21 protein-coding genes are annotated in these 24,971 nt (G+C 70.5%); all 21 read left to right on the top strand.

What is annotated here, in order from left to right:
* The first annotated feature begins 1 nt into the window (after position 1).
* The 21 genes from mltG (at position 2) to AB0P18_RS06675 (ending at position 24,964) form a co-directional block, all read left to right on the top strand.
* Positions 2–1,504 (top strand): endolytic transglycosylase MltG, encoded by a 1,503-nt coding sequence (mltG, locus tag AB0P18_RS06775; RefSeq protein ID WP_363359453.1) that lies wholly within the window; start codon positions 2–4, stop codon positions 1,502–1,504.
* Positions 1,498–2,337, top strand: coding sequence for a shikimate dehydrogenase (locus AB0P18_RS06770; protein WP_363359535.1), 840 nt, complete (start codon positions 1,498–1,500; stop codon positions 2,335–2,337). Before mltG ends, AB0P18_RS06770 begins: the two co-directional genes overlap by 7 nt.
* A gap of 4 nt (positions 2,338–2,341) precedes the next feature.
* Positions 2,342–3,571, top strand: a complete 1,230-nt coding sequence (aroC, locus tag AB0P18_RS06765) for a chorismate synthase (RefSeq protein WP_344053578.1) — start codon at positions 2,342–2,344, stop codon at positions 3,569–3,571.
* Complete coding sequence (locus tag AB0P18_RS06760; protein WP_363359452.1) at positions 3,558–4,115, top strand: shikimate kinase; 558 nt, start codon at positions 3,558–3,560, stop codon at positions 4,113–4,115. Before aroC ends, AB0P18_RS06760 begins: the two co-directional genes overlap by 14 nt.
* Complete coding sequence (gene aroB, locus AB0P18_RS06755; RefSeq protein ID WP_344053575.1) at positions 4,112–5,194, top strand: 3-dehydroquinate synthase; 1,083 nt, start codon at positions 4,112–4,114, stop codon at positions 5,192–5,194. Before AB0P18_RS06760 ends, aroB begins: the two co-directional genes overlap by 4 nt.
* Positions 5,195–5,311: 117 nt before the next feature.
* Positions 5,312–5,770, top strand: a complete 459-nt coding sequence (aroQ, locus tag AB0P18_RS06750; RefSeq protein ID WP_344053574.1) for a type II 3-dehydroquinate dehydratase — start codon at positions 5,312–5,314, stop codon at positions 5,768–5,770.
* A 114-nt stretch (positions 5,771–5,884) separates the two neighbouring features.
* Entirely contained in the window at positions 5,885–6,445 is a 561-nt protein-coding gene (efp, locus tag AB0P18_RS06745) for an elongation factor P (RefSeq protein ID WP_344053572.1), read from the top strand.
* 1 nt (position 6,446) lies between these two features.
* Positions 6,447–6,857, top strand: coding sequence for a transcription antitermination factor NusB (gene nusB / locus AB0P18_RS06740; protein WP_344053570.1), 411 nt, complete (start codon positions 6,447–6,449; stop codon positions 6,855–6,857).
* Positions 6,858–6,900: 43 nt separating this feature from the next.
* Entirely contained in the window at positions 6,901–10,155 is a 3,255-nt protein-coding gene (locus AB0P18_RS06735) for a DEAD/DEAH box helicase (protein ID WP_363359451.1), read from the top strand.
* Between the two features lie 73 nt (positions 10,156–10,228).
* On the top strand, positions 10,229–11,794 hold the full coding sequence (locus tag AB0P18_RS06730) for a Rieske 2Fe-2S domain-containing protein (RefSeq protein WP_363359450.1): 1,566 nt from the start codon (positions 10,229–10,231) through the stop codon (positions 11,792–11,794).
* Positions 11,795–11,869: 75 nt separating this feature from the next.
* The gene (gene pyrR, locus AB0P18_RS06725; RefSeq protein ID WP_363359449.1) at positions 11,870–12,409 is read left to right on the top strand and encodes a bifunctional pyr operon transcriptional regulator/uracil phosphoribosyltransferase PyrR; all 540 of its coding nucleotides are present in this window, start codon (positions 11,870–11,872) and stop codon (positions 12,407–12,409) included.
* Positions 12,406–13,380 carry an aspartate carbamoyltransferase catalytic subunit gene (locus AB0P18_RS06720; protein ID WP_363359448.1) on the top strand — a complete coding sequence of 325 codons (975 nt, stop codon included), beginning with the start codon at positions 12,406–12,408 and terminating at the stop codon, positions 13,378–13,380. Before pyrR ends, AB0P18_RS06720 begins: the two co-directional genes overlap by 4 nt.
* On the top strand, positions 13,377–14,705 hold the full coding sequence (locus AB0P18_RS06715) for a dihydroorotase (protein ID WP_363359447.1): 1,329 nt from the start codon (positions 13,377–13,379) through the stop codon (positions 14,703–14,705). The genes AB0P18_RS06720 and AB0P18_RS06715 overlap by 4 nt, the downstream gene beginning before the upstream one ends.
* Positions 14,702–15,205 (top strand): hypothetical protein, encoded by a 504-nt coding sequence (locus AB0P18_RS06710; protein WP_363359446.1) that lies wholly within the window; start codon positions 14,702–14,704, stop codon positions 15,203–15,205. The genes AB0P18_RS06715 and AB0P18_RS06710 overlap by 4 nt, the downstream gene beginning before the upstream one ends.
* Positions 15,202–16,368: a glutamine-hydrolyzing carbamoyl-phosphate synthase small subunit gene (gene carA / locus AB0P18_RS06705; RefSeq protein ID WP_363359445.1), complete on the top strand. Its 1,167-nt coding sequence runs from the start codon at positions 15,202–15,204 to the stop codon at positions 16,366–16,368. Before AB0P18_RS06710 ends, carA begins: the two co-directional genes overlap by 4 nt.
* A complete protein-coding gene (gene carB / locus AB0P18_RS06700; RefSeq protein ID WP_363359444.1) occupies positions 16,361–19,648 on the top strand; it encodes a carbamoyl-phosphate synthase large subunit in 3,288 nt (1,095 codons plus the stop codon). The genes carA and carB overlap by 8 nt, the downstream gene beginning before the upstream one ends.
* Positions 19,645–20,475 carry an orotidine-5'-phosphate decarboxylase gene (gene pyrF / locus AB0P18_RS06695; protein WP_363359443.1) on the top strand — a complete coding sequence of 277 codons (831 nt, stop codon included), beginning with the start codon at positions 19,645–19,647 and terminating at the stop codon, positions 20,473–20,475. Before carB ends, pyrF begins: the two co-directional genes overlap by 4 nt.
* Position 20,476: 1 nt before the next feature.
* Complete coding sequence (gene gmk / locus AB0P18_RS06690) at positions 20,477–21,421, top strand: guanylate kinase (RefSeq protein WP_363359442.1); 945 nt, start codon at positions 20,477–20,479, stop codon at positions 21,419–21,421.
* A gap of 60 nt (positions 21,422–21,481) precedes the next feature.
* Positions 21,482–21,736, top strand: coding sequence for a DNA-directed RNA polymerase subunit omega (rpoZ, locus tag AB0P18_RS06685; protein ID WP_344053549.1), 255 nt, complete (start codon positions 21,482–21,484; stop codon positions 21,734–21,736).
* Between the two features lie 34 nt (positions 21,737–21,770).
* Positions 21,771–22,964: a methionine adenosyltransferase gene (gene metK, locus AB0P18_RS06680; protein WP_344053547.1), complete on the top strand. Its 1,194-nt coding sequence runs from the start codon at positions 21,771–21,773 to the stop codon at positions 22,962–22,964.
* Between the two features lie 26 nt (positions 22,965–22,990).
* The gene (locus AB0P18_RS06675; RefSeq protein WP_363359441.1) at positions 22,991–24,964 is read left to right on the top strand and encodes a primosomal protein N'; all 1,974 of its coding nucleotides are present in this window, start codon (positions 22,991–22,993) and stop codon (positions 24,962–24,964) included.
* Positions 24,965–24,971 lie beyond the last annotated feature (7 nt).

Below are 24,971 nucleotides of genomic sequence, written 5' to 3'. Positions count from 1 at the left end.
CATGCCCGATGCCCCCTCGCCGTTCGACGACCCGTTCGCCGACCTGTTCGGCAAGCTGCCGGACCCCCGCGAACGCCGATCCGCCGGAGCGGATGCCGAGCGCGGCGCGTCGGAACAGGTGACGACGCAGAACGCGACCGGGTCTTCCGCTCCGCTCTCGCGGCGCGAGGCACGGGCGGCGGCGACACGGCAGGAGGCGCCGGCATCACACGCGCCGTCTGAACACGCGGCTCCCGCGGCAGCGCCCCCCGCCACCTCGGCGCCCCTCCGCGAGACGGCGCCGGCGGAGGAGGCGCGTCCCTCACGGTCGGTCGCGACCGCGACGCTCGAGGACCTCTTCACCGGCGAGCACACGACGGACAGCCTCGGCGACGTCCCGCCGCCCAAGAACAAGCGCCGGCGCCGCATCGGCGGCTGGATCGCGCTGGGTGTCGTCCTGCTGCTGATCGGCGGCATCGCGGGTACGGGCTTCTACGTCTGGACCACCTACGAGGACAAGATCCGCGAAGTGATGGGCTGGGAGGAGCCCAAGGACTATGCGGACGGCCTGGCCAACGGCGAGGCATTCGTCACGATCGCCTCGGGGGACACCGGCTCGCCGATCTCGGAGAGCCTGTTCGAGGCGGGTGTGACCAAGACACCGGATGCGTTCTACGCGTACTTGATCGACACCGGGCAGAACCCTCCGTTCGTCCCCGGGGTGTTCAAGCTCCAGAAGCAGATGACCTCCGAGGCCGCTCTCGCGGCGCTGCTGGACCCCGCCAACAAGATGGAGAACAGCGCACAGCTGCGTGAGGGGCTCACGGTCGAGCAGTCCCTGCCGCTGCTGGCTGAGGGGACCGGCATCCCGCTGGAAGAGCTGCAGGCCGCCGTGGCCGACCCGACCGTGTACGGCGTCGCCGCCGATCCGGCGATCGTGGCGGCGGGCGGACAGCCGCTCGAGGGCTGGCTCTTCCCGGCGACCTACACGTTCGACCCCGGTGTCACCGCGACCGACGTGATCGCCACGCTCGTGAACCGCACGATCGCGTCGCTCGACAGCGCCGGGGTGCCGGCGGAGGACCGGGAACGCATCCTCACGATCGCCTCGATCATCCAGCGCGAAGCACGGGCGGGAACGGACTTCTACAAAGTCTCGCGGGTGATCGAGAACCGTCTGAACCCGAGCAACCAGGAGACGTTCGGCCTGCTGCAGATGGACTCCACCGCGCAGTACGGCTTCAACGAGGCGGACGGCACCGTCAGCACCTCCGCGGAGGCGCAGTACGACGACAACCCGTGGAACACCTACGTCATCCAGGGTCTCCCGGTGGGTCCGATCGCGAACCCGGGCGACGTCGCGATCGATGCCGCGATGCATCCGGCCGACGGCGACTGGCTCTACTTCGTCACGGTGAACCTCAACACCGGAGAGACGGTGTTCACGAACAACCTCGCCGACCACAACCAGGCGACCCAGCAGTGGATCCAGTGGTGCGCGGCCAATCCCGACGCGGGATGCTGAACGCCGAGCCCCGACGCCTCGAAGTCTGGGGGGATCCGGTCGCGCACAGCCGCTCGCCGCAACTGCACTCGGCCGCCTACCGCGTGCTCGGGCTCGACTGGACCTATGAACGCCGGCAGGTCACCGAGGAGCGATTCACCCGTGAACTGGGCGGACTCTCGCCGGAGTTCCGCGGTCTGTCACTGACGATGCCGCTCAAGGGTGCGGCCTTCGCTGCCGCGCGGACCCGCGATCGACGCGCCGACCTCACGGGCGCCGTCAACACGCTCCTGCTCGAGCCCGGCGGACCGGTCGGATTCAACACCGACGTCGGGGGCCTCGTGCGGGCGCTCCGGGAAGAGCGGTGGGACGCCGCCGGAACCGCGCGCATCATCGGCGCGGGTGCCACGGCGACCTCCGCGCTCGTCGCGCTCGCCGCGCTCGGCGTCGACCGCGTCGAGGTCGTCGCCCGCCGACCCGAGGCGGTCGACCCGCTCATCGTGCTCGGCGACGAACTGGGGCTCCCGGTGTCCTCGGCGGCGTTCATCGCCGCCCGGTCACCGGTCGACCTCACGATCGCCACACTCCCAGGTGATGCCGCCGTATCGTCCGACGCCGCCGACGCCCTCGCGGCCGGTGGCGGACCGCTCATGGACGTCGTCTACGGACACTGGCCGACGCCCCTGTCCGAGGCATGGGAGCGCGCCGGCGCCCCGGCCCGGTCGGGACTCGGGATGCTGCTGCACCAGGCCCTGCTGCAGGTGCGGGTTTTCGTGCTCGGCGATCCGGACCGGGAGCTCCCCGACGAAGCCGCCGTGCTCGCCGAAATGCGCCTGGCGGTCATGGGAGACTAGAGCAATGCTCCGCGTGCTCACTGCCGGCGAATCCCACGGTCCCGAACTCATCGCCATCATGGAGGGTCTGCCCTCCGGCGTCCCGGTTTCGCGCGCCGCGATCCAGGCCGATCTCGCCCGCCGCAAGCTCGGATACGGACGCGGCTCCCGCATGAAGTTCGAAGAGGACGAGTTGACGATCTCGTCCGGCGTCGTGCACGGCACGAGCCTGGGCAGCCCCATCGCCGTGCGCATCGGCAACACCGAATGGCCCAAGTGGGTCGAGGTGATGAGCGCGGAGCCCGTCGAGCTCACCGAACGCTCCCGCGGCCGCGGCGCCGCCCTGACCCGCCCACGCCCGGGGCACGCGGACCTCGTGGGCATGCAGAAGTACGACTTCGACGAGGCGCGCCCGATCCTCGAACGCGCGAGCGCGCGTGAGACGGCGGCCCGCGTCGCCCTCGGGGCGATCGCACGCGGCTTCCTCGCCGAGCTCGGCATCCGTCTGGTCAGCCACACCCTCTCGATCGGCCCCGTCCGCGTCCCGGACGACTCGGCGCTGCCCACGCCCGACGACGTGGACGCACTGGATGCCGACCCGTTGCGTTGCTTCGACGCGGACACGTCGGCACGCATGGTCGAGGAGGTGGATGCCGCGCGCAAGGACGGCGACACCCTCGGCGGCATCGTCGAAGTCCTCGCCTACGGCCTGCCCCCGGGCCTCGGTTCGCACGTGCACTGGGACCGACGCCTGGACTCCAAGCTCGCGCAGGCGATCATGAGCATCCAGGCGATCAAGGGCGTAGAGGTCGGCGACGGTTTCGAGACGACCCGCCGCCGTGGTTCGGCCGCGCACGACGAGCTCTTCGTGACCGACGACGGCATCGCGCGCTCGACCGACCGTGCGGGCGGCACCGAGGGCGGCATGTCCACCGGAACCGTGCTGCGCGTGCGCGCCGGGATGAAGCCCATCGCGACCGTGCCGCATGCGCTGCGCACGATCGACGTCGCGACGGGCGAGACCGCGTCGGCCCACCACCAGCGTTCGGACGTGTGCGCGGTGCCCGCCGCGGGAGTCGTCGCGGAGGCGATGGTCGCGATCGTGCTGACCGATGTCGTCCTGGAGAAGTTCGGCGGCGACAGCGTGGGAGAGACCCGCCGCAACCTCGAGGCCTACCTCGCGGCGATCCCCGAGACGCTGCGGACTGCGTCCGCGAGCGATGCGGAGCTGCTCGAACACGATGTCCGCCGGTAGGACGCCCGGTGCCGCTCCCGGCGGTGCCGTCGTCCTGATCGGACCGATGGGTGCGGGCAAGACGAGCATCGGCAAGCGCGTCGCGCGGGCGCTCGGTCGTGGGTTCGTCGATACGGACAAGGCGATCGTGCGCGAGCACGGGCCGATCCCGGAGCTGTTCGAACGCGACGGTGAAGCGCGCTTCCGCGAGCTCGAGCGCGTCGCCGTGTCCGAGGCCCTGCGGGACGGCGGGGTCGTCGCGCTCGGCGGCGGAGCCGTCCTGGACCCCGCGACACGAGCCGACCTCGCCGCGCACCGTGTGGTCCTGCTGACCGTCTCGCCGCAGATCGTGGCGGGGCGGATCCACGGCGGAGACCGGCCGCTGCTGACGGACGCCGACCCGGTCGCCCGCTGGAAGCGGATCTACGCGCAGCGCCGGGATCTGTACGAGCAGTGCGCCGACGTCGCCTTCGACACCTCCACCGGACCGCTGTCGGCGGTCGTGGACGAGGTCGTGGAATGGGTGCGGCGTTCCGAGACGCCCGAAGCACAGGAGCAGACATGAACGACACGACCACCATCTCCGTGCCGGGCGAAAGCGGGTACGACATCTCGGTCGGGCACGGCATCCTCGATCTGGTCGCGGACGCGCTCGCACCGAGCGTGCGAAAAGTGCTCGTCGTGCATCCGCCGACACTCGGCGCGGCGGCGGCGACGCTGCGCGAGCGACTCATGGCCGACAGCACCCGTGAAGTGCTCCTCGCGGAGATCCCGGACGCCGAAGCGGGCAAGCGGGTCGAGGTCGCCGCGTTCTGCTGGCAGGTGATGGGTCAGTCCGACTTCACCCGCACCGATGCCGTGGTCGGCTTCGGCGGGGGAGCGGTGACCGATCTCGCCGGCTTCGTCGCCGCGACCTGGCTCCGCGGGGTGCAGGTCGTGCAGGTCCCGACGACCGTGCTCGCGATGGTGGACGCGGCGGTGGGCGGCAAGACCGGGATCAACACGGCCGAGGGCAAGAATCTCGTCGGCGCATTCTGGGCCCCGCGCGCGGTCATCTGCGACCTCGACCTGCTGATGACCCTGTCGCCGAACGAGACGGTCGCCGGCTTCGCCGAGGTGGTCAAGGCGGGCTTCATCTGGCACCCGGAGATCCTCGACCTCATCGAGGCGGATCACGAGGCGGCGGTCGACCCCTCCACGGCGTCCTTCCGCCGGTGCGTGGAGCTCGCGATCTCGATGAAGGCCCGTGTCGTGGGAGAGGACTTCCGCGAGGCGGGCTTGCGGGAGGTCCTGAACTACGGGCACACCCTCGGTCACGCGATCGAGCACGCCGAGCGGTACCGCTGGCGCCACGGCGCGGCGATCTCGGTCGGCATGATGTACGCCGCCGAGCTGTCGCGCCTCGCGGGGCGCTTGCCGGATGCCGCCGCGCAGCGTCACCGCGACATCCTCGAGCTGCTGGGTCTGCCGACCACGTACCGCTCGGGCGCCTGGCCCCAGCTGCTGGCCAGCATGCAGCGGGACAAGAAGAGCCGCGGCGGGATGCTGCGCTTCATCGTTCTGGACGACATCGCGAAGCCCACTGTGCTGCAGGCGCCCGATGAGTCGCTGCTGTTCGCTGCCTACCAGGAGGTCGCGGGCTGATCGCACCGCGCGCAGGATGACGGAGATGTGCACGATGACGGAGGTCTCCCGGGCCCGGCATCGGCAATCCTGCACATCTCCGCAATACCGCTCGGCGGCCAGGCCTAGGGTGGAGGCGTGACCGCTCCTCGCCGCCTCCTGCTCGTCAACGGCCCGAATCTCAACCTGCTGGGCACGCGCGAACCGGGCATCTACGGAGCGCAGACGCTCGTGGACGTCGAGGCGCTCGTCGCGGAGACCGCGCGCAAACACGGCTTCGACGTCGACGCGGTCCAGAGCAATCACGAGGGCGTGCTGCTGGACGCGATCCACGCGGCGCGCGAGGAGTGCGCCGGAATCGTGATCAACCCGGGCGGACTGACCCACACGTCCGTCGTGCTGCGCGACGCCCTCGCTGCCGTCGACCTCCCCGTCGCCGAAGTGCACATCAGCAACGTCCTCGAGCGCGAGCCGTTCCGCCACCACTCGTATGTCGCCGACGTCGCCGTGGTGCACGTCGTGGGCGAGGGTGTCGCCGGATACGCGACGGCCGTCGACCGGCTCATCGAGGTCATCACCGGCCGCGCCGACGGCTGAGTCCGCGGTCGGTGCCATCGCTCTTCCCGGCGGCGATGCGCGGCATCCCGTAGAATCGAACGTCGGGCCGCATCGCGGCCACAGGATTCCCTCACGAAACGGACTCTCTCAGCCATGGCATCCACCGCAGACATCCGCAACGGCGTCGTCCTCTCCATCGACGGCCAGCTGTGGAACGTCATCGAGTTCCAGCACGTCAAGCCGGGCAAGGGCGGGGCGTTCGTGCGCACGAAGCTCAAGAACGTCGTCTCGGGCAAGACCGTGGACCGCACCTACAACGCGGGCGCGAAGATCGAGATCGAGAACGTCGACCGGCGCGACTTCACCTACCTGTACAACGACGGCGAGGGCTTCGTCTTCATGGACGTCGCCGACTACGACCAGCTCACGGTGCCCGCCACGGTCGTGGGCGACGCCGCGAACTTCCTCCTGGAGAACCAGCAGGTGCAGATCGCGCTGAACAACGGCAACCCGCTGTACGTCGAGCTGCCGGCGTCCGTCGTGCTCGAGATCACGTACACGGAGCCGGGCCTGCAGGGCGACCGCTCCTCGGCGGGTACGAAGCCCGCGACGGTCGAGACGGGCTACGAGATCCAGGTGCCGCTGTTCCTGGAGACCGGCACGAAGGTCAAGGTCGACACCCGCACGGGTGACTACCTCGGCCGCGTCAACTGAGGTGAGCGCGCGCACCAAGGCGCGCAAGCGCGCCCTCGACATCCTCTTCCAGTCCGACATCCGCGGCGATGCCCTGGGCGTCACGCTCGCCGCCGAGGCCAAGCGCGCCGCGAGCGAGCCCTCCCGCGAGGCCTCGTGGCTGTACGCGCGCGAGATCGTCGACGGCGTGATCGACAACCAGGACGAGATCGACGAGCAGATCACGACGTTCGCGAAGGACTGGTCGCTCGCGCGCATGCCCGCCGTCGACCGTGCGCTGCTGCGCATGGCCGTGTGGGAGATCCTCTACAACGACGAGGTGCCCACCGCGGTCGTGATCGATGAGGCGGTCGAGCTCGCGAAGGAGTTCTCCACCGACGACTCCGGCGCGTTCGTGCACGGCGTGCTCGCCCGCATCGCGCGCTCGTCCTGAGCCGGGCGGACGGACGTCCGGGCCCTCGGACAGGATGGATCCCATGATCCCCCCGCTCGTCGAGCCCGCCCAGATCCGGGCGTCGACGGACGCAGGATCGTTCGAGCGCGGTACGGGCTACTTCCACGGCGGCGCCGTGCGAAGCGTGACATGGGATGCCGCATCCTCCGTTCTGACCGCCCTCGTGGACGGCTCCGCCGCGCGCCCGTACCGCTGCACGGTCGTCCTGGACGCTCGCCGGCCGGATCACGCGATCGTCTCGACGATGTGCACGTGTCCGGTCTCGGGCGGATGCAAGCACGTCGTGGCGGCGCTCCTGGCCGCCAACCGGCTCGCGCGCGGCGCGGACGCGCCGTCCACCCCAGCCGCCCCCTGGCGGTCCCTTCTCGCCGCGCCGTCGGCGGAGCCCGGCGTCCCGCTCGCGCTCGGCATCGAGCTGCGTCAACGCGTCCGACGGGGCAGCTCGCCCTGGGCGCCGATCCGCCTCGAGACCGCCACGGCGCGCAGCCTGGACCGACACGGCACGGACGTGATGGTCGGCCTCCGTCCGCTCGAGCGCAGCTCCCGCTCTCTCTCCTGGATCAAGGGCACGGTGTCCTGGGACACCCTGCGGCGCCCCGGACGCCGGTTCGCGGCGGAGCAGGCGCGATGGTTCGTCGAGCTGCACAGCATCGGTCGCGACATGCGCATGATCGGCGGCTTCGCGGATGCCGGCGACTGGCTCACCCTCGACGACATCGAATCCGCCCTGCTGTGGGGCCACCTCGCCGCGGCATCGTCGCTGCACATCGCGATCGTGCCGACGGTCCGCCACCTCGACCTGGACATCGCCCGGAGCGCGGAAGTCGGCATCCGGTTGGATCGCCAGGACGACGGTCTGCGCCTGTCGGCGAACGGCGAGATCGACGGTGACCCGATCGAGCCGTCCGCAGTGCGACCCATCGGACATTCCGGCGTCTACCGGTTCACGGTTCGCCGGGAGCGCATCGCGCTGACCCTCGCCGAGGCACCGCTCGCGGACCCGCTTCCGGCGCTGCTGCGCGCGACGGAGAGCGTCATCGTGCCACCCGATGACGCCGAGGAGTTCGTCCGCGAGCACCTGCCCCCGATGCTGCGGAGCGTCCGTGTCGAGGCTCCGGGCATCGATCTGCCCCGGCCGGACCGCCCGCACCTGCACGTCACGGTGCGCTTCTCACCCGCGCACCGACTGGACTACGCGCTCGGCTGGGCATACCCCGGTCGCGAGGAGCGCGGCCTGGACGCCCCGCCCGGGGCCCAGGACGACGCGGACGCCGAAGCCGAGATCCGAGCGCGCGTCGAGGGGGTGTGGCGCTCGCATCGCGCTGAGCCGGTCGCGACGCGCGGGTCCCTCGCCGGTGTGGAGGCCGCCGAGTTCGCCTCACGGTTGCTGCCCGAGGTCGAAGGGCTCGCCGACGTCGCCGTCACGATCCTCGGCACCCGGCCCCGGTACCGCGAGCTCACCGGCGACCCGCACGTGACCGTGTCCACCGTGGAGAGCACGGACCCCGACTGGTTCGACCTCGGGGTGATCGTGAAGATCGACGGGCGCACGATCCCGTTTTCGCCACTGTTCACGGCGCTCACCCGGGGGCGCCGCACGCTCCTGCTGAGCGACGGCGGTTACTTCAGCCTCGCCCATCCCGCCCTGCAGCGTTTGAAGGACCTGATCGCCGAGGCCGGAGAGCTTGCGGAATGGGAGACGGGCGCGCGGATCAGCCGGCGCAGCATCGACCTGTGGGACGACTTCGAGGACGTCGCGGACGAAGCCCTCCCGGCCGTCGCGTGGCGCGCGACGCTGGAGGGCCTGCGCGACGTGGAGCACATCGGGCACACCGCGCTGCCGCAGGGGCTGCGCGCGGAGTTGCGCCCCTACCAGCGGGCGGGATTCGATTGGCTGGCATTCCTGTGGGCGCACCGTCTGGGCGGGATCCTCGCCGACGACATGGGGCTCGGAAAGACCCTGCAGATGCTCGCACTCATCGCGCACAGTCGCCAGAGGGGCGAGCGGCGTCCGGTGCTCGTGATCGCACCCACCTCGGTGCTCGCCACATGGCGCGATGAAGCCGCGCGATTCGTGCCGGACCTGCGGATCGGTGTCGTGGACACCACGCGCGGCGTGCGGGGCCTCCCGGTCGCCGACGTCGCGGCATCCGCCGACGTGATCGTGACCTCCTACACGCTGCTGCGGCTGGACGAGACGGAGTTCGCCGCCGTGGACTGGTCGGTGCTCGTGCTCGACGAAGCGCAGTTCGTGAAGAATCCGCGCACGAAGGCCTACCAGGCGGCGCTGGCGCTCCGTGCCGACGTCACGTTCGCGATCACCGGGACCCCGCTGGAGAACAGCCTCACCGACCTGTGGGCGCTCCTGGCGCTGACGGCCCCCGGACTCTTCGCCTCCGCGCGGCGCTTCCGCGACGAGTACATCGGGCCGATCGAACAGGGCAAGGTACCCACGACGCAGGAGGGCGGCGATCATCGCGCGGCACGCCTCGCGCGCCTGCGCCGGCGGATCAGGCCGTTCCTGCTGCGCCGGACGAAGGAAGCGGTCGCTCCCGAGCTGCCGCCCAAACAGGAGCAGGTGGTGCACGTCGAGCTCGGCGCCGCACACCGGGCACTGTACGACACCGTTCTGCAGCGCGAACGGCAGAAGGTACTGGGGCTCCTTGAGGACCTCGACCGCAACCGGTTCATCGTGTTCCGCTCGCTCACGCTCCTGCGCATGATGAGTCTCGCTCCGAGCCTCGTGGATGCCGCGCACGCCCACATCGCGCCGAGCAAGCTCTCCGCCCTCTTCGATCAGCTCGACGCGGTGATCGCCGAGGGTCACCGCGCGCTCGTGTTCAGCCAGTTCACCTCGTTCCTGCAGCTGGCCGCCGATCGGCTCACCGAGCGCGGCATCCGTCACGCCTGGCTGGACGGGTCGACGCGTGACCGCGACCGCGTCGTGAGGGGCTTCCGCGAGGGTGACGCACCGGTGTTCCTGATCAGCCTGAAAGCCGGCGGATTCGGCCTCACCCTCACCGAAGCCGACTATGTCTTCCTTCTGGACCCGTGGTGGAACCCCGCCGCGGAAGCCCAGGCCGTGGATCGCGCGCACCGCATCGGGCAGGACCGCACCGTCATGGTCTACCGCCTGATCGCGGACGGCACGATCGAGGAGAAGGTCATGGCGCTGCAGCAGCGCAAGGCGCGCCTCTTCCAGGCGGTCATGGACGACGACGCGCTGTTCGGGCAGGCGATGACCGCCGACGACATCCGCGGCCTGTTCGCCGACTGATCGGCGATATGCACGGCCGGTTCCGTCGGGCGCCGTCAGAGCGCCTCGTAGACTTGCCGGGGAAGGAGCGAGCATGCGCATCACGGGCCTCGGCCACGCCGGAATGTTCATCGAGACGGCGGGAGGGAACATCCTCTGCGACCCCTGGGTGAAGCCGGCCTTCTTCGGCTCGTGGTTCCCGTTCCCGGACAACCGCGGGCTGGACTGGGAGAAGTACGGCAAGGCCGACTTCCTCTACATCAGTCACCGGCACCGCGACCACTTCGATCCGTGGCTGCTGGAGACCTACGTGCCGAAGGACATCGAGGTGCTCCTGCCGGACTATCCGACCGATGAGCTCGAGCAGGACCTGCGCCGGCTCGGGTTCGAGAACATCCTCTATACGCACGCGGGGGAGATCATCCAGCGCGGCGACCTCAAGATGATGGTCAACCCGCTGCGTGCGCCCAGCGACGGCCCGATCGGCGACTCGAGCCTGTCGGTGGACGACGGCACCGCGTCGATCCTCAACCAGAACGACTCGCATCCGCTGGACATGGACAGGCTCTTCGCCTTCTCCCGCCCGGAGGCCTACTTCACGCAGGTGTCCGGTGCGATCTGGTGGCCGATGGTCTACGACCTTCCGCAGGACGCCAAGCGCAACTTCGCCCACCTCAAGCGCGAGGCGCAGCACAAGCGTGCGATGCACTACGTCGACCGCGTCGACGCCCCGCACGTCTTCCCGATGGCGGGCCCGCCGATGTTCCTCCGTGACGAGCTCTTCCGTTACAACTGGGAAGGTCAGGACGGCGACGCGATCTTCACGAGCCAGACGCAGTTCCTCGAGCGGCTGCAGCAGGAATCGCCCGCCCACACCGGACACCTGTTCATCTCTGGAACCGTCGTCGAGCTGACGCATGGCGAGCTGAGCGTCGAGCAGACGCTGTACACGGATGCCGAGATCGAGCGCATGTTCGGTCCTGACCGGTGGGATTACTTCGCCGAGCAGCAGGCGAGTCGGCAGGCGGAGATCGCCGACGAGGAGGCCACCCGCGCGGACGTCATCCCGCCGGCGGAGATGCTCGCCGCGATCAAGGAGTGGTGGGAGCCGCTCCTGCGTCGGGGCCGCATCTTCCGCGAGGGCGTGGGCGGCAACGTCCGCTTCCGCATCGGCGAGCTGGACATGGTCGTCGACTTCCCGAAGGCGAAGGTGCGCGAGTACGCGGGCGAGGAGTGCATCTACTGGTACACGATCCCCGCCGACCTGGTGTCCACGAACATCCGCGACCATGAGATCGACTGGTCGAACTCGATCTTCCTGTCGATGCAGTTCGCGGTCGGGCGCAGCGGCAAGTTCAACGAGCTGCTGACGACGTTCCTGAAGTGCCTGTCACGCGACCGCATCGAGTACGTCGAGAACTGGTACGCCGAGCAGTCCGATGTCTCGGAGGACATCCAGCTCGAGGACTGGGTCGTGCAGCGCCGGTGTCCCCACCTGAGGGCAGACCTGTCCAAGACCGGCAAGATCGAGGACGGCGTCCTCACGTGCAGCCTGCACGACTGGAAGTGGGACCTGGACTCCGGCAAGTGCCTCACCTCGCAGGGCCACCCGATCCGCGCGAGCCGGGTGATCGAGACGGTGTCGTCGGCGGCATCCTGACCGCGGGTCCCGCTAGACTCGAACCATCACAGCAACCTTTAACCCCGTCCTGTGAGGCGGAGAAGGGAGCGGCGGATGAGCACGCGCACCGTGCTGCATGAGGCCGACATCGCCCGGGCCCTGACTCGGATCTCGCACGAGATCCTCGAGTCCAATCGCGGCCCCGACAACATGGTGATCCTCGGCATCCCGACACGGGGCGTCGCCCTGGCACGCCGCATCGCGTCACTCATCAGCGACTTCAGCGGCGCCTCGGTCCCGGTCGGCGCACTGGACATCACGATGTACCGAGACGATCTGCACCGGAATCCGACGCGCTCGCCCCAGCCGACCTCGATCCCCGCCGGCGGCGTGGACGGCAGGGTCGTCGTCCTCGTGGATGACGTCCTGTTCTCGGGGCGCAGCATCCGCTCGGCGCTCGACGCTCTGCAGGACATCGGCCGACCCGCGGCGGTGCGCCTCGCGACCCTCGTCGACCGCGGTCATCGCGAGCTGCCGATCCGACCCGACTTCGTGGGGAAGAACCTGCCCAGCGCGGCGGACGAACGCGTGAACGTGCGCCTGGCCGAAGTCGACGGCGAGGAGTTCGTCACGATCGAGGGGTCCGAGGCATGAGGCACCTCCTCGACACCCACGATCTGCCCCGGGCGGAGGCCCTGGATATCCTCGACGTCGCCGAGGACATGGCCGATACGCAGCAGCGCGAGATCAAGAAGCTGCCCACGCTGCGCGGCAAGACCGTCGTCAATCTCTTCTTCGAGGACTCCACCCGCACCCGGATCTCGTTCGAAGCCGCAGCGAAGCGCCTGAGCGCCGACGTGATCAACTTCTCGGCGAAGGGATCGAGCGTCTCGAAGGGCGAGTCCCTGCAGGACACGGCGCAGACCCTTCAGGCCATGGGGGCGGATGCCGTCGTGATCCGTCACGGCGCGTCCGGCGCACCGCGCACGCTCGCCACGAGCGGCTGGATCACGGCCGGGGTCGTCAACGCCGGGGACGGCACGCACGAGCACCCGACGCAGGCGCTCCTGGACGCCTTCACGATCCGCAAGCGCCGCTTCGGTGCGGACAGCCGGGGTCGCGACCTGGACGGCGTGAAGGTCACGATCGTGGGGGACATCCTGCACTCGCGCGTCGCCCGCTCCAACGTCTGGCTCCTGCACACGCTCGGAGCGGACGTGACGCTCGTCGCCCCGCCGACCCTCATCCCGCACGACGTGACGGCGTGGCCCGCGCGCGTGCTGTTCGACCTCGACGCCGCGATCGCGGACGAGCCGGACGCGCTCATGATGCTGCGTATCCAGCTCGAGCGCATGAACGCGGCGTATTTCCCCACTGAACGGGAGTATTCCCGCAGGTGGGGACTGGACGCGCGGCGTCTGACAAGCCTTCGCCCCGATAGCATGGTCATGCACCCCGGCCCCATGAACCGCGGGCTCGAGATCTCCGCCGAAGCCGCCGATTCTTCCCGGTCGACGGTGCTCGACCAGGTCACGAACGGCGTCTCGGTGCGGATGGCGGTGCTGTACCTGCTGCTGGCGGGAGAACGCGATCCGCAGCACCACGCACGGGAGGACGCACGATGACCCAGCCGGACGGCACGACCGAGACGATCCTCATCCGCGGCGCCGCGATCGAGGGCGCCGCCGCCGTGGACCTCGTCCTCGAGGGCGGTCGCATCGCCGAGACGGGTCGCGGACTCAGCCGCGCCGGCGCCACGGTGATCGACGCCGAGGGCCTGATCGCCCTGCCGGGGCTCGTCGATCTGCACACTCATCTGCGCGAGCCCGGCTACGAGGCATCGGAGACGATCCTCACGGGCTCCCGCGCGGCGGCCGCCGGTGGCTACACCGCGGTCTTCGCGATGCCCAACACGTCGCCTGTCGCCGACACGGCCGGCGTGGTCGAGCAGGAGCTCGCCCTCGGTGAGGCGGCCGGGTTCGTGACGGTCCAGCCGATCGGCGCGGTGACGGTCGGGCAGAAGGGCGAACGCCTGGCCGAGCTCGGCGCGATGGCCGATTCGCGTGCGCGCGTGCGGGTGTTCAGCGACGACGGCTTCTGCGTGTGGGATCCGCTCATCATGCGCCGCGCGCTGGAGTACGTGAAGGCCTTCGACGGCGTGATCGCGCAGCACGCGCAGGATCCGCGCCTCACGGAGGGCGCCCAGATGAACGAGGGCGCGGTGTCGGCCGAACTCGGACTCGCCGGCTGGCCGTCGGTCGCCGAGGAGTCGATCATCGCCCGCGACGTGCTGCTGGCCGAACACGTCGGCTCGCGCCTGCACGTGTGCCACCTGTCCACCGCAGGCTCCGTGGAGATCATCCGCTGGGCCAAGCGCCGTGGCGTGCAGGTCACGGCGGAGGTGACCCCGCATCACCTGCTGCTGACCGACGAGCTCGCCCGTGGATACGATGCGCGGTTCAAGGTCAACCCGCCGCTGCGCCGCGAAGAGGACGTCCGCGCCGTCCGCGAAGGGCTCGCCGACGGCACGATCGACATCGTCGCGACCGACCACGCGCCGCATCCCGCGGAGGCCAAGGCCTGCGAGTGGCCCGCCGCCGCGAACGGCATGGTCGGGCTCGAGAGCGCGGTGCGCGTCGTCCAGCTCGCGATGATCGACACGGGGATGCTGACCTGGGCGGACGTGGCACGAGTCATGTCCCGCACCCCCGCCCGCATCGGTCGGCTCGCGGGGCACGGCACACCGCTGACCGCGGGGGAGCCGGCATCCCTCGCGCTGTACGACCCGGCCTCGTCCGCCGTCTTCGCCGCATCCGATCTGCACGGTCGCAGCGGCAACTCGCCGTACCTCGGACGCGAACTGCCGGGGGACGTGCGCTGGACCTTCTACGACGGCGTCGTCACCGTCGCCGACGGGGGAGTGCTCGACCGGCCCGGGGAGCGCGCATGACCCGGGAAGGAGCGCTCCTGGTCATCGTCGCGGTCGCGCTGGCGCTCATCGGCGTCGCCGTGTGGGCCTGGTCGCGCCGGCGACGACGCGACAGCGGTCTCGCGGCTCCGGTCGGCGAACTGCCGTCCGGCGCGAAGACCCTCGCCGAGCACGAAGTGCTCTACGTCGCGACGACCCGCCACGACGAGCCGCTCGAGCGCCTCGCGATCGAAGGCCTCGGATTCCGCTCGCGGGCGGACCTGACCGTGACCGATGCCGGGGTGGCCCTGGATCTGACCGGCCTGCCGCGACTCTTCCTCGCACGCGAGCGCATCCTCACCGTCGACCAGGCCACCGTCGCGATCGACCGGGTCGTCGAGAAGGACGGCCTCGTGCGCGTCGCCTGGCAGATCGATCCCGACACTCTCGTGGACTCCTACTTCCGGCCGCAGAACTCTTCCGCCCGCGTGCTCGCCGCACAGCTGGGCGCCCTCACGACAACGACAGGAACCGACTCATGACGCTCCTCACCCACGACCCCGCCGTCCTCGTGCTCGAGGACGGCACCCGTCACATCGGCCGGGCGTACGGCGCCCGCGGCACGAGTCTGGGCGAAGTGGTGTTCGCCACCGGCATGACCGGGTATCAGGAGACCCTGACCGACCCGTCGTACGCGGGCCAGATCGTGCTGCAGACCGCGCCGCACATCGGCAACACCGGCATGAACGGCGAGGACCCGGAGTCCCGGCGCATCTGGGTCGCCGGCTACATCGTCCGCGACCCCTCCCGCGTCGTGTCCAACTGGCGCGCGGACGAGTCGCTGGACGACGCCCTCATCAGCGACGGGGTCGTCGGCATCAGCGGAATCGACACGCGCGCCATCACGCGGCACATCCGTTCCGCGGGCAGCATGCGCGGCGGCATCTTCTCCGGCGCGGATGCCGCGCTCGACGCGCAGGAGCAGCTGTCGATCGTGCAGGCGGCCCCGGTGATGTCCGGTCAGAACCTCTCGGCGGAGGTGTCCGTCGGCGCCGTCGAGGTCACACCTGCCGTCGGCGAGCGCGTCGGCAATCTCGCGGTCCTCGACCTCGGCGTCAAGCAGGCCACGATCCTCAACCTCGCTGAGCGCGGATTCGAGGTGCACGTCCTGCCGCAGGACGTCACGATCGAACAGGTCCGCGCGATCGACCCGGTCGCGGTCTTCTACTCGAACGGCCCGGGTGACCCCGCGGCCTCCGGCGATCACGTGGCGCTCCTGCGCGCGGTGCTCGACGACGGCCTGCCGTTCTTCGGCATCTGCTTCGGCAATCAGCTGCTCGGACGCGCGCTCGGGCTCGGCACGTACAAGCTGCCCTTCGGCCACCGGGGGATCAACCAGCCGGTGCTGGACAAGCAGACCGGCCGGGTGGAGATCACGGCGCACAACCACGGATTCGCGGTCGATGCGCCGCTGGAGGGATCCTTCGACTCGCCCAACGGCTACGGGCGCGTCGAGGTGAGCCACATCGGCCTGAACGACCGGGTCGTGGAGGGCCTGCGGGCCCTGGACATCCCCGCCTTCTCGGTGCAGTACCACCCCGAGGCCGCCGCGGGACCGCACGATGCCAACTACCTGTTCGACCGCTTCCGCGACATGGTGATCGCGAACCTGCAGACCAGTACGGAGAACACGAACAATGCCTAAGCGCGACGACATCACGAGCGTTCTGGTCATCGGCTCGGGGCCGATCGTCATCGGCCAGGCGTGCGAGTTCGACTACTCGGGGACGCAGGCGTGCCGCGTCCTGCGCGAGGAGGGCGTGCGCGTCATCCTCGTCAACTCGAACCCCGCCACGATCATGACCGATCCCGACTTCGCCGACGCGACCTACATCGAGCCGATCACCCCCGCGGTCATCGAGACGATCATCGCCAAGGAGAAGCCGGACGCGATCCTGCCGACCCTCGGCGGCCAGACCGCGCTGAACGCCGCGATGGCACTGCACGAGCAGGGCATCCTCGACAAGTACGGCGTCGAGCTCATCGGCGCGAAGGTCGACGCGATCCGCAAGGGCGAAGACCGTCAGATCTTCAAGCAGCTCGTGCTGGATGCCGGAGCCGACGTCGCCCGCAGCGTGATCGCCCACTCGATGGAGGACCTGCTGGCCGGCGCCGCCGAGCTCGGCTACCCGCTCGTCGTGCGTCCGTCCTTCACGATGGGTGGCCTCGGTTCGGGCTTCGCGTACGACGAGACGGATCTGCGCCGCATCGGCGGCGCAGGCCTGCGCGACTCGCCCACGACCGAGGTGCTCCTGGAGGAGTCGATCCTCGGCTGGAAGGAGTACGAGCTCGAGCTCATGCGCGACACCGCCGACAACACGGTCGTCGTGTGCTCGATCGAGAACGTCGACCCGGTCGGCGTCCACACCGGCGACTCGATCACCGTCGCACCCGCGCTCACCCTCACCGACCGCGAGTATCAGAAGCTCCGCGACATCGGCATCGACATCATCCGCGCCGTCGGCGTGGACACCGGCGGCTGCAACATCCAGTTCGCCGTGGATCCGGCATCCGGTCGCATCATCGTGATCGAGATGAACCCGCGCGTGTCGCGCTCGTCGGCACTCGCGTCGAAAGCCACCGGCTTTCCGATCGCGAAACTCGCCGCGAAGCTCGCGATCGGCTACCGGCTGGACGAAGTGCCCAACGACATCACCGGTGCGACGCCGGCGAGCTTCGAGCCGACGCTGGACTACGTCGTGGTCAAGGTCCCGCGCTTCAACTTCGAGAAGTTCCCGAACGCGGACACGACGCTGACGACGACCATGAAGTCGGTCGGCGAGGCGATGGCCATCGGCCGCAACTACACGACCGCTCTGCAGAAGGCGCTGCGCTCGCTCGAGAAGCGCGGGTCGAGCTTCCACTGGGGCGAAGAGCCGCGCTCGGTGGAGGAGCTGCTCGAGATCGCCCAGCGGCCGACGGACGGGCGCATCGTCGTGCTCCAGCAGGCGATGCGCAAGGGCGCCACGATCGAGCAGGCTTTCGAGTCCACCAAGATCGACCCCTGGTTCCTCGACCAGATCGCCCTGATCAACGAGGTCGCCGAGTTCGTGCGGAGCGCGCCGGAACTGGACGTGCAGACCCTGCGTCTCGCGAAGGAGCACGGCTTCAGCGACGCCCAGTTCGCCCAGCTGCGCGGCGGGAGCGAGGCCGAGATCCGCGGCGTGCGGTGGGGCCTGGACGTTCGACCGGTGTACAAGACCGTCGACACGTGCGCGGGGGAGTTCCCCGCGCTCACGCCGTACCACTACTCCAGCTACGACGTCGAGACCGAGGTCACGCCGTCCGAGCGGACGAAGGTCGTCATCATCGGCTCGGGCCCCAACCGCATCGGGCAGGGCGTCGAGTTCGACTACTCGTGCGTGCACGCCTCGTTCGCCCTCTCGGACGCGGGGTTCGAGACGATCATGGTCAACTGCAACCCCGAGACGGTCTCCACGGACTACGACACGAGCGACCGCCTCTACTTCGAGCCGCTCACCCTCGAGGACGTGCTGGAGGTCCTGCACGCGGAAGCGCAGTCGGGCCGGATCCTGGGCGTCGTCTGCCAGCTGGGCGGGCAGACCCCGCTCGGACTCGCGAAGGGCATCGAGCAGGCCGGCTACACGATCCTGGGCACGTCTCCCGCCGCGATCGACATCGCGGAGGAGCGCGAGCTGTTCTCGCAGCTCCTCGACCGCGCCGGGCTCGTCGCCCCGCGTCACGGGACCGCGATCGATGAGGCCGGCGCGATCACGATCGCCGAGGAGATCGGCTACCCGGTGCTCGTCCGCCCGAGCTTCGTCCTGGGCGGGCGCGGCATGGAGATCGTGTACGACACCGAGAGCCTGCGGGACTACTTCGTCCGCACGGCCGGCGAGGTCGTGATCGAAGAGGGCAAGCCGCTCCTGGTGGATCGCTTCCTCGACGACGCCGTCGAACTCGACGTCGACGCCCTGTACGACGGGCACGAGCTCTACATCGGCGGTGTGATGGAGCACCTCGAGGAGGCCGGCATCCACTCCGGCGACTCGTCGTGCACCCTCCCGCCCATCTCGCTCGGACGCACCGAGATCGACCGCGTGCGCACCGCGACCCTCGCGATCGCGGAGGGCGTGGGGGTGCGCGGTCTGCTCAACGTGCAGTTCGCGGTGTCCGCCGGCGTCCTCTACGTGATCGAGGCGAACCCGCGGGCCTCGCGGACCGTGCCGTTCGTCTCCAAGGCGCTGGGCATCCCCCTTGCCAAGGCCGCGAGTCGCATCATGGCCGGTGCCACGATCGCGGAACTGAAGGCCGAGGGGCTCCTCCCCGCGCAGGACGGTTCCCGCGTGCCGCTGGACGCCCCGGTCGCCGTGAAGGAGGCCGTGCTGCCGTTCAAGCGCTTCCGCACCGCCGACGGACACACCGTCGACTCCGTCCTCGGACCGGAGATGCGCTCCACCGGTGAGGTCATGGGGATCGACCGCGACTTCCCGACCGCGTTCGCCAAGAGCCAGGCCGCGGCGTACGGCGGGATGCCGACCTCGGGCACGGTGTTCCTCTCGGTGGCCGACGACGACAAGCGCGCCGTGATCCTGCCCGCTCACCGGCTGCAGGAGCTCGGCTTCCGTCTCATCGCCACCGAGGGCACCGCGGAGATCCTCGCGCGCAACGGCATCCACGTGGACGTCGTGGGCAAGTACTCCGCGACGCACGACTCCGGCGAGCCCAACATCGTCGACCTGATCAACGCCGGCGAGGTGGACATCGTGGTGAACACGCCCTCGGGTGGTCTCGCCCGTGCGGACGGCTACGAGATCCGCGCGGCCGCCGTCGCGGCCGACAAGGCCCTGTTCACCACGATGGCCGTCCTCGGCGCCGCCGTGAGCGCGCTGCCCGTGCTGCGCGAAGGATTCGCGGTGCGGAGCCTGCAGGAGTACGCGCAGGACCGGAAGGACAGCGCGTGACGGCGTTCGGCACCCGTCTTCGCGAAGCCGTCCTCTCGGGGGGACGCCTGTGCGTCGGCATCGACCCGCACGAATCGCTGCTGCGGGAGTGGGGGCTGCCCGCCTCCGCGGAGGGAGCGAGGGAGTTCGGCCTGCGTGTCGTGGATGCCGCGGCCGGGCGGGTCGGCACGGTCAAGCCGCAGGTCTCGTTCTTCGAGCGCTGGGGAGCTGCGGGCTACGCGGCTCTCGAGGACGTGCTCGCGGCCGCGCGCGCGACGGGCCTCGTCGTGATCGCGGATGCCAAGCGCGGCGACATCGGGACCACGATGGATGCGTACGCCGCGGCGTGGCTCACGCCCGGGTCGCCCCTGGAGGCGGACGCGATGACGGTCAGCCCCTACCTGGGAGTCGGCGCCTTGGCCTCGACGTTCGACCTGGCGCTCGCCCATGGAAAGGGCGTCTTCGTCCTCGCCGCCACGAGCAATCCCGAGGCGATCACCACCCAGATCGCGCGGGCGGGTGGCACGACCACCGCCGCTCTGATCGCCGAGCAGGTCGCGGAGCGCGCCGAAGCAGAGCCGGGGCAGGACTGGTCCTCACTCGGGCTCGTGATCGGGGCGACCGTCGACCTCGCCACGGTGCAGCTCGCCCCCGTCGGCAGCCGGGTCCTCCCCGTGCTCGCCCCGGGATTCGGGACACAGGGCGCCGAGCCGGGCGACCTCGCGCGCGTGTTCGGCGGCTTCTCGGCGGGTGTGCTGGCCAGCGAGAGCCGCAGCATCCTCTCCGCCGGCCCCGACGGCCTCGGAGCCCGGATCCAGGAGCGCGCCGCGCTGTACGGAGGTGCCTGAGATGACCGATCCGCAGACCCCGGCGACCCCGCGCCCGCAGTCCCGCCCGCCCGAGGTCGACCGGGTGGCGGCATCCCGGCGCGCGGTCGAGGCGCGCCGCGCCCGCGCGTCGCTCAAGCGCGACGTCGCGATGCGCGTCATCACCCCGCAGGAGCTCTTCCGCCGCGCGCTGGAGGATCCCACCTCACCGGCCGGCACGATGCGGGTGACGGAGTTCCTCACGAGCCTCCCCGCGATCGGCGAGGGCAAGCGCGACCGCATCCTCGCCGATCTCAGCATCTCTCCCGTCAAGCGCCTCGGCGGTCTGGGCGCCCGTCAACGGCGCGCGCTGCAGGAGTTCCTCGACTCCCGCTGGCCGACGCCCGGGGCGCGCGACGGCCGCAGTCGCCTCGTCGTGCTCGCCGGACCCACCGCGGTCGGCAAGGGCACGGTGGCGGCGCACATCAAGGAGCATCACCCGGAGATCCTGCTGTCGGTCTCGGCGACGACCCGCTCTCCACGGCCGGGGGAGGTGCACGGTGAGCACTACTTCTTCGTCGACGACGCGGAGTTCGACCGCCTCATCGCCGACGGCGATCTTCTCGAGTACGCGACGGTGCACAACGCCTCCCGCTACGGCACCCCCCGCGGGCCGATCGACCGCGCGCTCGCCGAGGGCCGCACGGTCCTGCTGGAGATCGATCTGCAGGGCGCGCGTCAGGTGCGGGCGGCAGAGCCCTCCGCGATGCTCGTGTTCCTGCTGCCCCCCAGCTGGGACGAACTCGTCCAGCGACTGGTCGGACGCGGCACGGAGGACGCGGAGGAACGGGCCCGGAGACTGCGCACCGCGAAGGGCGAATTGGCCGCCCAAGAGGAGTTCGACTATCGCATCGTGAACGGCGACGTCGCCACGGCGGCCCGCGAGGTCGTAGAATTGGCGCAGGTGCCCGCACGCCCGTCGTCGTGAGTCGCGGCGCCGTCCTTCTTCCACCGACATCCGTCGCCCTCGAACCCAGGAGGTTTCACCATGGCCGGAACGAACCAGGGGATCATCGATCCCCCCATCGACAGCCTTCTCGAGAAGGTCGACTCGAAGTACCAGCTGGTCATCTACGCGTCCAAGCGCGCGCGTCAGATCAACGACTACTACTCCGACCTGCACGAAGGCAACCTGTTCGACAACGTGGGCCCGCTCGTGGACTCGACCGTCGAGGACAAGCCCCTCACGATCGCCCTGCACGAGATCCACGAAGACAAGCTCCGCCTCCGCGCCGCCGAGTGATCTCGCGGTCCACGCGCGACCACGGAAGAGATCGATGACACAGCTGCGTCTGTTCACCTCCGAGTCCGTCACCGAGGGACATCCCGACAAGATCTGCGACCAGATCTCGGACAGCATCCTCGACGCCCTCCTCGCTGAGGACGCCGGAAGCCGCGTCGCGGTCGAGACCCTCGTGACGACGGGTCTGGTCCACGTCGCGGGGGAGGTGCGCACGAACGGCTACGTCGACATCCCGGGCATCGTCCGCGGTGTCGTCAACCGCATCGGCTACACCTCGAGCGACACCGGGTTCGACGGCGACTCGTGCGGAGTCAGCATCTCCATCGGCGAGCAGTCCTCCGACATCGCCACGGGAGTCGACACCGCCCAGGAGCACCGCGAGGGCGGGTCGATCGATCCGCTCGACGCGCAGGGCGCGGGCGACCAGGGGATCATGTTCGGCTACGCGACGAACGAGACCCCACAGCTCATGCCGATCGCGATCTGGACGGCGCACCGCATCGCCGAGCGACTCTCCGCCGCGCGGCGCAGCGGTGCTCTGCCGTTCCTGCGCCCCGACGGCAAGACGCAGGTGACGATCGGATACGACGGCACGATCCCGCGCACCGTCGAGACCGTCGTGCTGTCCACGCAGCACAACCCCGACATCTCGCTGACGGCGCTCCGTGCCGCGGTGAACGCCGAAGTGATCGCTCCGGTCCTCGCCGAGACCGGCTTGGACACGAGAGCCGCGGAGTCGATCATCAATCCGGCGGGACCGTTCGTGATCGGCGGCCCGAAGGGCGATGCCGGTCTGACGGGACGCAAGATCATCATCGACACCTACGGCGGCGCCGCCCGTCACGGCGGCGGCGCGTTCAGCGGCAAGGATCCGTCGAAGGTCGACCGGTCGGCGGCGTACGCGATGCGCTGGGTGGCCAAGAACGCCGTCGCGGCGGGCCTCGCCGATCGACTCGAAGTGCAGGTCGCCTACGCGATCGGCCGTGCGCGCCCGGTCGGGCTGTACGTCGAGACGTTCGGCACCGGACACGTGGCCGACGAGGCGATCACGCGGGCGATCCTCGAGGTCTTCGACCTGCGCCCGAAGGCGATCATCGACGATCTCGACCTCCTGCGCCCGATCTACGCCCAGACGGCGGCGTACGGTCACTTCGGGCGCGAACTCCCCGACTTCACCTGGGAGCGCACCGATCGCGTCGACGACCTGCGCGCAGCCGCCGGACTCTGAACGCGCCGCCGCGCCTCGTCGCGCGTGTGCTGATCGACTCGCCGCTGCCCCAGCTGGACCGTCCGTTCGACTACGCCGTCCCCGCCGAGCTGCGTGACGACGTCGCTCCCGGCATCCGGGTGCGCGTGCCGCTGCGCAGCGCCGGACGGATGCTGGACGCGTACGTCATCGAGATGGGCGAAGCCGATCCGGTGGATCGCCCGCTCTCGGACGTGGACGCGGTGATCTCACCCGTTCCCGTGCTTCCGCGTCGGCTCTACGACCTGGCCCGCCGCGTGGCCGACCGCGCGGCGGGATCGGCGACGGACATCCTCCGCCTCGCGGTGCCCAAGCGCATGGTGAGGGCGGAGAAGGCCTGGCTCGCGGCGGGCGGCGCCGTCGCCCCGGTCATCGACGACGCGGCGCAGACCTGGGCGGCGGGGGTCCTGGCGGACCAGCCGGCGTTGGTGGACTGTCTGGACCGCTCCGGCCGGGCAGCCTTCGACGCACCGCCCGAGCCGGTCGCGGTGTCGGCGGAGGTGACGGTCGGGTCGTGGGCCGTGCTCCTGGCGGCCGCCGCCGTCCGCACGCTGGCGGCGGGACGCAGCGCGGTCCTCGTCGTGCCCGATCATCGCGATCAGGCCCAGCTCGAAGCCGCGCTCGCCGGGCGCGCGCCGGCCCACGCGATCATCCGCAACGACGCCCGACAGAGCTCGCCCGAGCGCTACGCCGCCTACCTCCGTGTGCTCGCGAGCGAGCCGTGCATCGTGATCGGCAATCGCTCGACCGTCTACGCGCCGGTTCACGACCCGGGGCTCGTCGCGATCTGGGACGACGGCGACCCGCTTCTGGGCGAGCCCCTCAGCCCCGGTGTCCACGCGCGCGACGCGGCCCTGGTCCGTCACGAGCGGGAGGGCGGTGCGCTCGTGTTCGCCGGACACACCCGGACGAGCGACATCGAGAGGCTCGTCGGGATCGGCTGGCTCACGGATGTCTCGTCGGCCCGGCGGCGCTCGCCTCGCGTCGTGCTGAGCGCGACGAAGGAGGGCGAATCCCGCGGCGCGCGCGTGCCGTCGGCGGCGTTCGCCGCAGCGCGCGAAGCGCTCACCGCCGGTCCGGTCCTGGTCCAGGTCGCGCGCCCCGGGTACGCGCCGGTGCTCGTGTGCGCCGACTGCCGCACGCCCGCGCGGTGTCCGCACTGCGCCGGCCCGCTGCACGCCGCACGACGCGGCGCTGTGCCGACCTGCGGGTGGTGTGGTCGCTCCGCGACCGCCTTCGAGTGCCCGAAGTGCGCCTCGACGCGCGTGCGGATGGCGTCTTCGGGCAGTGAGCGGACCGCGGACGATCTCGGGCGCGCCTTCCCCGGCATCCGGGTGATCGTCGCCGACGGCGAGCACCCCGTCCTCGACGTGGACGAGCGGCCCGCGCTCGTGATCGCGACTCGCGGAGCCGAGCCCATCGCGCGGGGCGGCTATCGTGCGGTGATCCTCCTGGACGGCGATCGGATGCTGCAGGCCGAGGATCTGCGGATCGGTGAGTCGTGCCTGCGCTGGTGGTCCAACGCCGCAGCGCTGGCCCGCCCCGGTGCGCCCGTGCACCTGGTCGGGGTCACCGGTTCCGTCGCGCGCGCCCTCGCGACATGGACCCAGCCGGCGTACGCGCGAGCAGAACTCGCCGACCGAGCGCCCCTGCGGATGCCCCCCACCGTGCGCGTCGCCGCACTGGAGGGGAGCAGGATCGCTGTCGAGACCGCCCTGACCGAGCTCCGCCAGGCGGTGCCGTCGCTGGACGACCTCGCCGTGCTCGGTCCCGTGGACCGCCCGGTCGACGCGGGCGATCGCCGGGGGCCCGCGCGCGCACTCGTGCGCTTCGACTACGCGCACGGCACTGCCGTCGCCGAGAGCCTGCGCAGCTCGATCGTCGCGGACGCCCTCCGCGCGCGGAAGAACCCCCGGACGCGGGGTCCCGTCGTCGGCAATACACTCAGAATCCGGGTCGACGTGCCCGATCTCGACCTGTGAGGAGCGC

The organism is Microbacterium sp. NPDC064584 (assembly GCF_040687315.1).
Lineage (GTDB): Bacteria > Actinomycetota > Actinomycetes > Actinomycetales > Microbacteriaceae > Microbacterium > Microbacterium lacus.
Note: the sequence above shows the minus strand (reverse complement) of the source record. Positions and strands in the feature narration are given on the sequence as shown.

What these genes read in the sequence shown, in the direction of transcription:
- mltG (WP_363359453.1), top strand. Translation starts at nt 2, where the DNA reads ATGCCCGATGCCCCCTCGCCGTTCGACGACCCGTTCGCCGACCTGTTC.
- AB0P18_RS06770 (WP_363359535.1), top strand. Translation starts at nt 1,498, where the DNA reads ATGCTGAACGCCGAGCCCCGACGCCTCGAAGTCTGGGGGGATCCGGTC.
- aroC (WP_344053578.1), top strand. Translation starts at nt 2,342, where the DNA reads ATGCTCCGCGTGCTCACTGCCGGCGAATCCCACGGTCCCGAACTCATC.
- AB0P18_RS06760 (WP_363359452.1), top strand. Translation starts at nt 3,558, where the DNA reads ATGTCCGCCGGTAGGACGCCCGGTGCCGCTCCCGGCGGTGCCGTCGTC.
- aroB (WP_344053575.1), top strand. Translation starts at nt 4,112, where the DNA reads ATGAACGACACGACCACCATCTCCGTGCCGGGCGAAAGCGGGTACGAC.
- efp (WP_344053572.1), top strand. Translation starts at nt 5,885, where the DNA reads ATGGCATCCACCGCAGACATCCGCAACGGCGTCGTCCTCTCCATCGAC.
- AB0P18_RS06735 (WP_363359451.1), top strand. Translation starts at nt 6,901, where the DNA reads ATGATCCCCCCGCTCGTCGAGCCCGCCCAGATCCGGGCGTCGACGGAC.
- AB0P18_RS06730 (WP_363359450.1), top strand. Translation starts at nt 10,229, where the DNA reads ATGCGCATCACGGGCCTCGGCCACGCCGGAATGTTCATCGAGACGGCG.
- pyrR (WP_363359449.1), top strand. Translation starts at nt 11,870, where the DNA reads ATGAGCACGCGCACCGTGCTGCATGAGGCCGACATCGCCCGGGCCCTG.
- AB0P18_RS06720 (WP_363359448.1), top strand. Translation starts at nt 12,406, where the DNA reads ATGAGGCACCTCCTCGACACCCACGATCTGCCCCGGGCGGAGGCCCTG.
- AB0P18_RS06715 (WP_363359447.1), top strand. Translation starts at nt 13,377, where the DNA reads ATGACCCAGCCGGACGGCACGACCGAGACGATCCTCATCCGCGGCGCC.
- AB0P18_RS06710 (WP_363359446.1), top strand. Translation starts at nt 14,702, where the DNA reads ATGACCCGGGAAGGAGCGCTCCTGGTCATCGTCGCGGTCGCGCTGGCG.
- carA (WP_363359445.1), top strand. Translation starts at nt 15,202, where the DNA reads ATGACGCTCCTCACCCACGACCCCGCCGTCCTCGTGCTCGAGGACGGC.
- carB (WP_363359444.1), top strand. Translation starts at nt 16,361, where the DNA reads ATGCCTAAGCGCGACGACATCACGAGCGTTCTGGTCATCGGCTCGGGG.
- gmk (WP_363359442.1), top strand. Translation starts at nt 20,477, where the DNA reads ATGACCGATCCGCAGACCCCGGCGACCCCGCGCCCGCAGTCCCGCCCG.
- rpoZ (WP_344053549.1), top strand. Translation starts at nt 21,482, where the DNA reads ATGGCCGGAACGAACCAGGGGATCATCGATCCCCCCATCGACAGCCTT.
- metK (WP_344053547.1), top strand. Translation starts at nt 21,771, where the DNA reads ATGACACAGCTGCGTCTGTTCACCTCCGAGTCCGTCACCGAGGGACAT.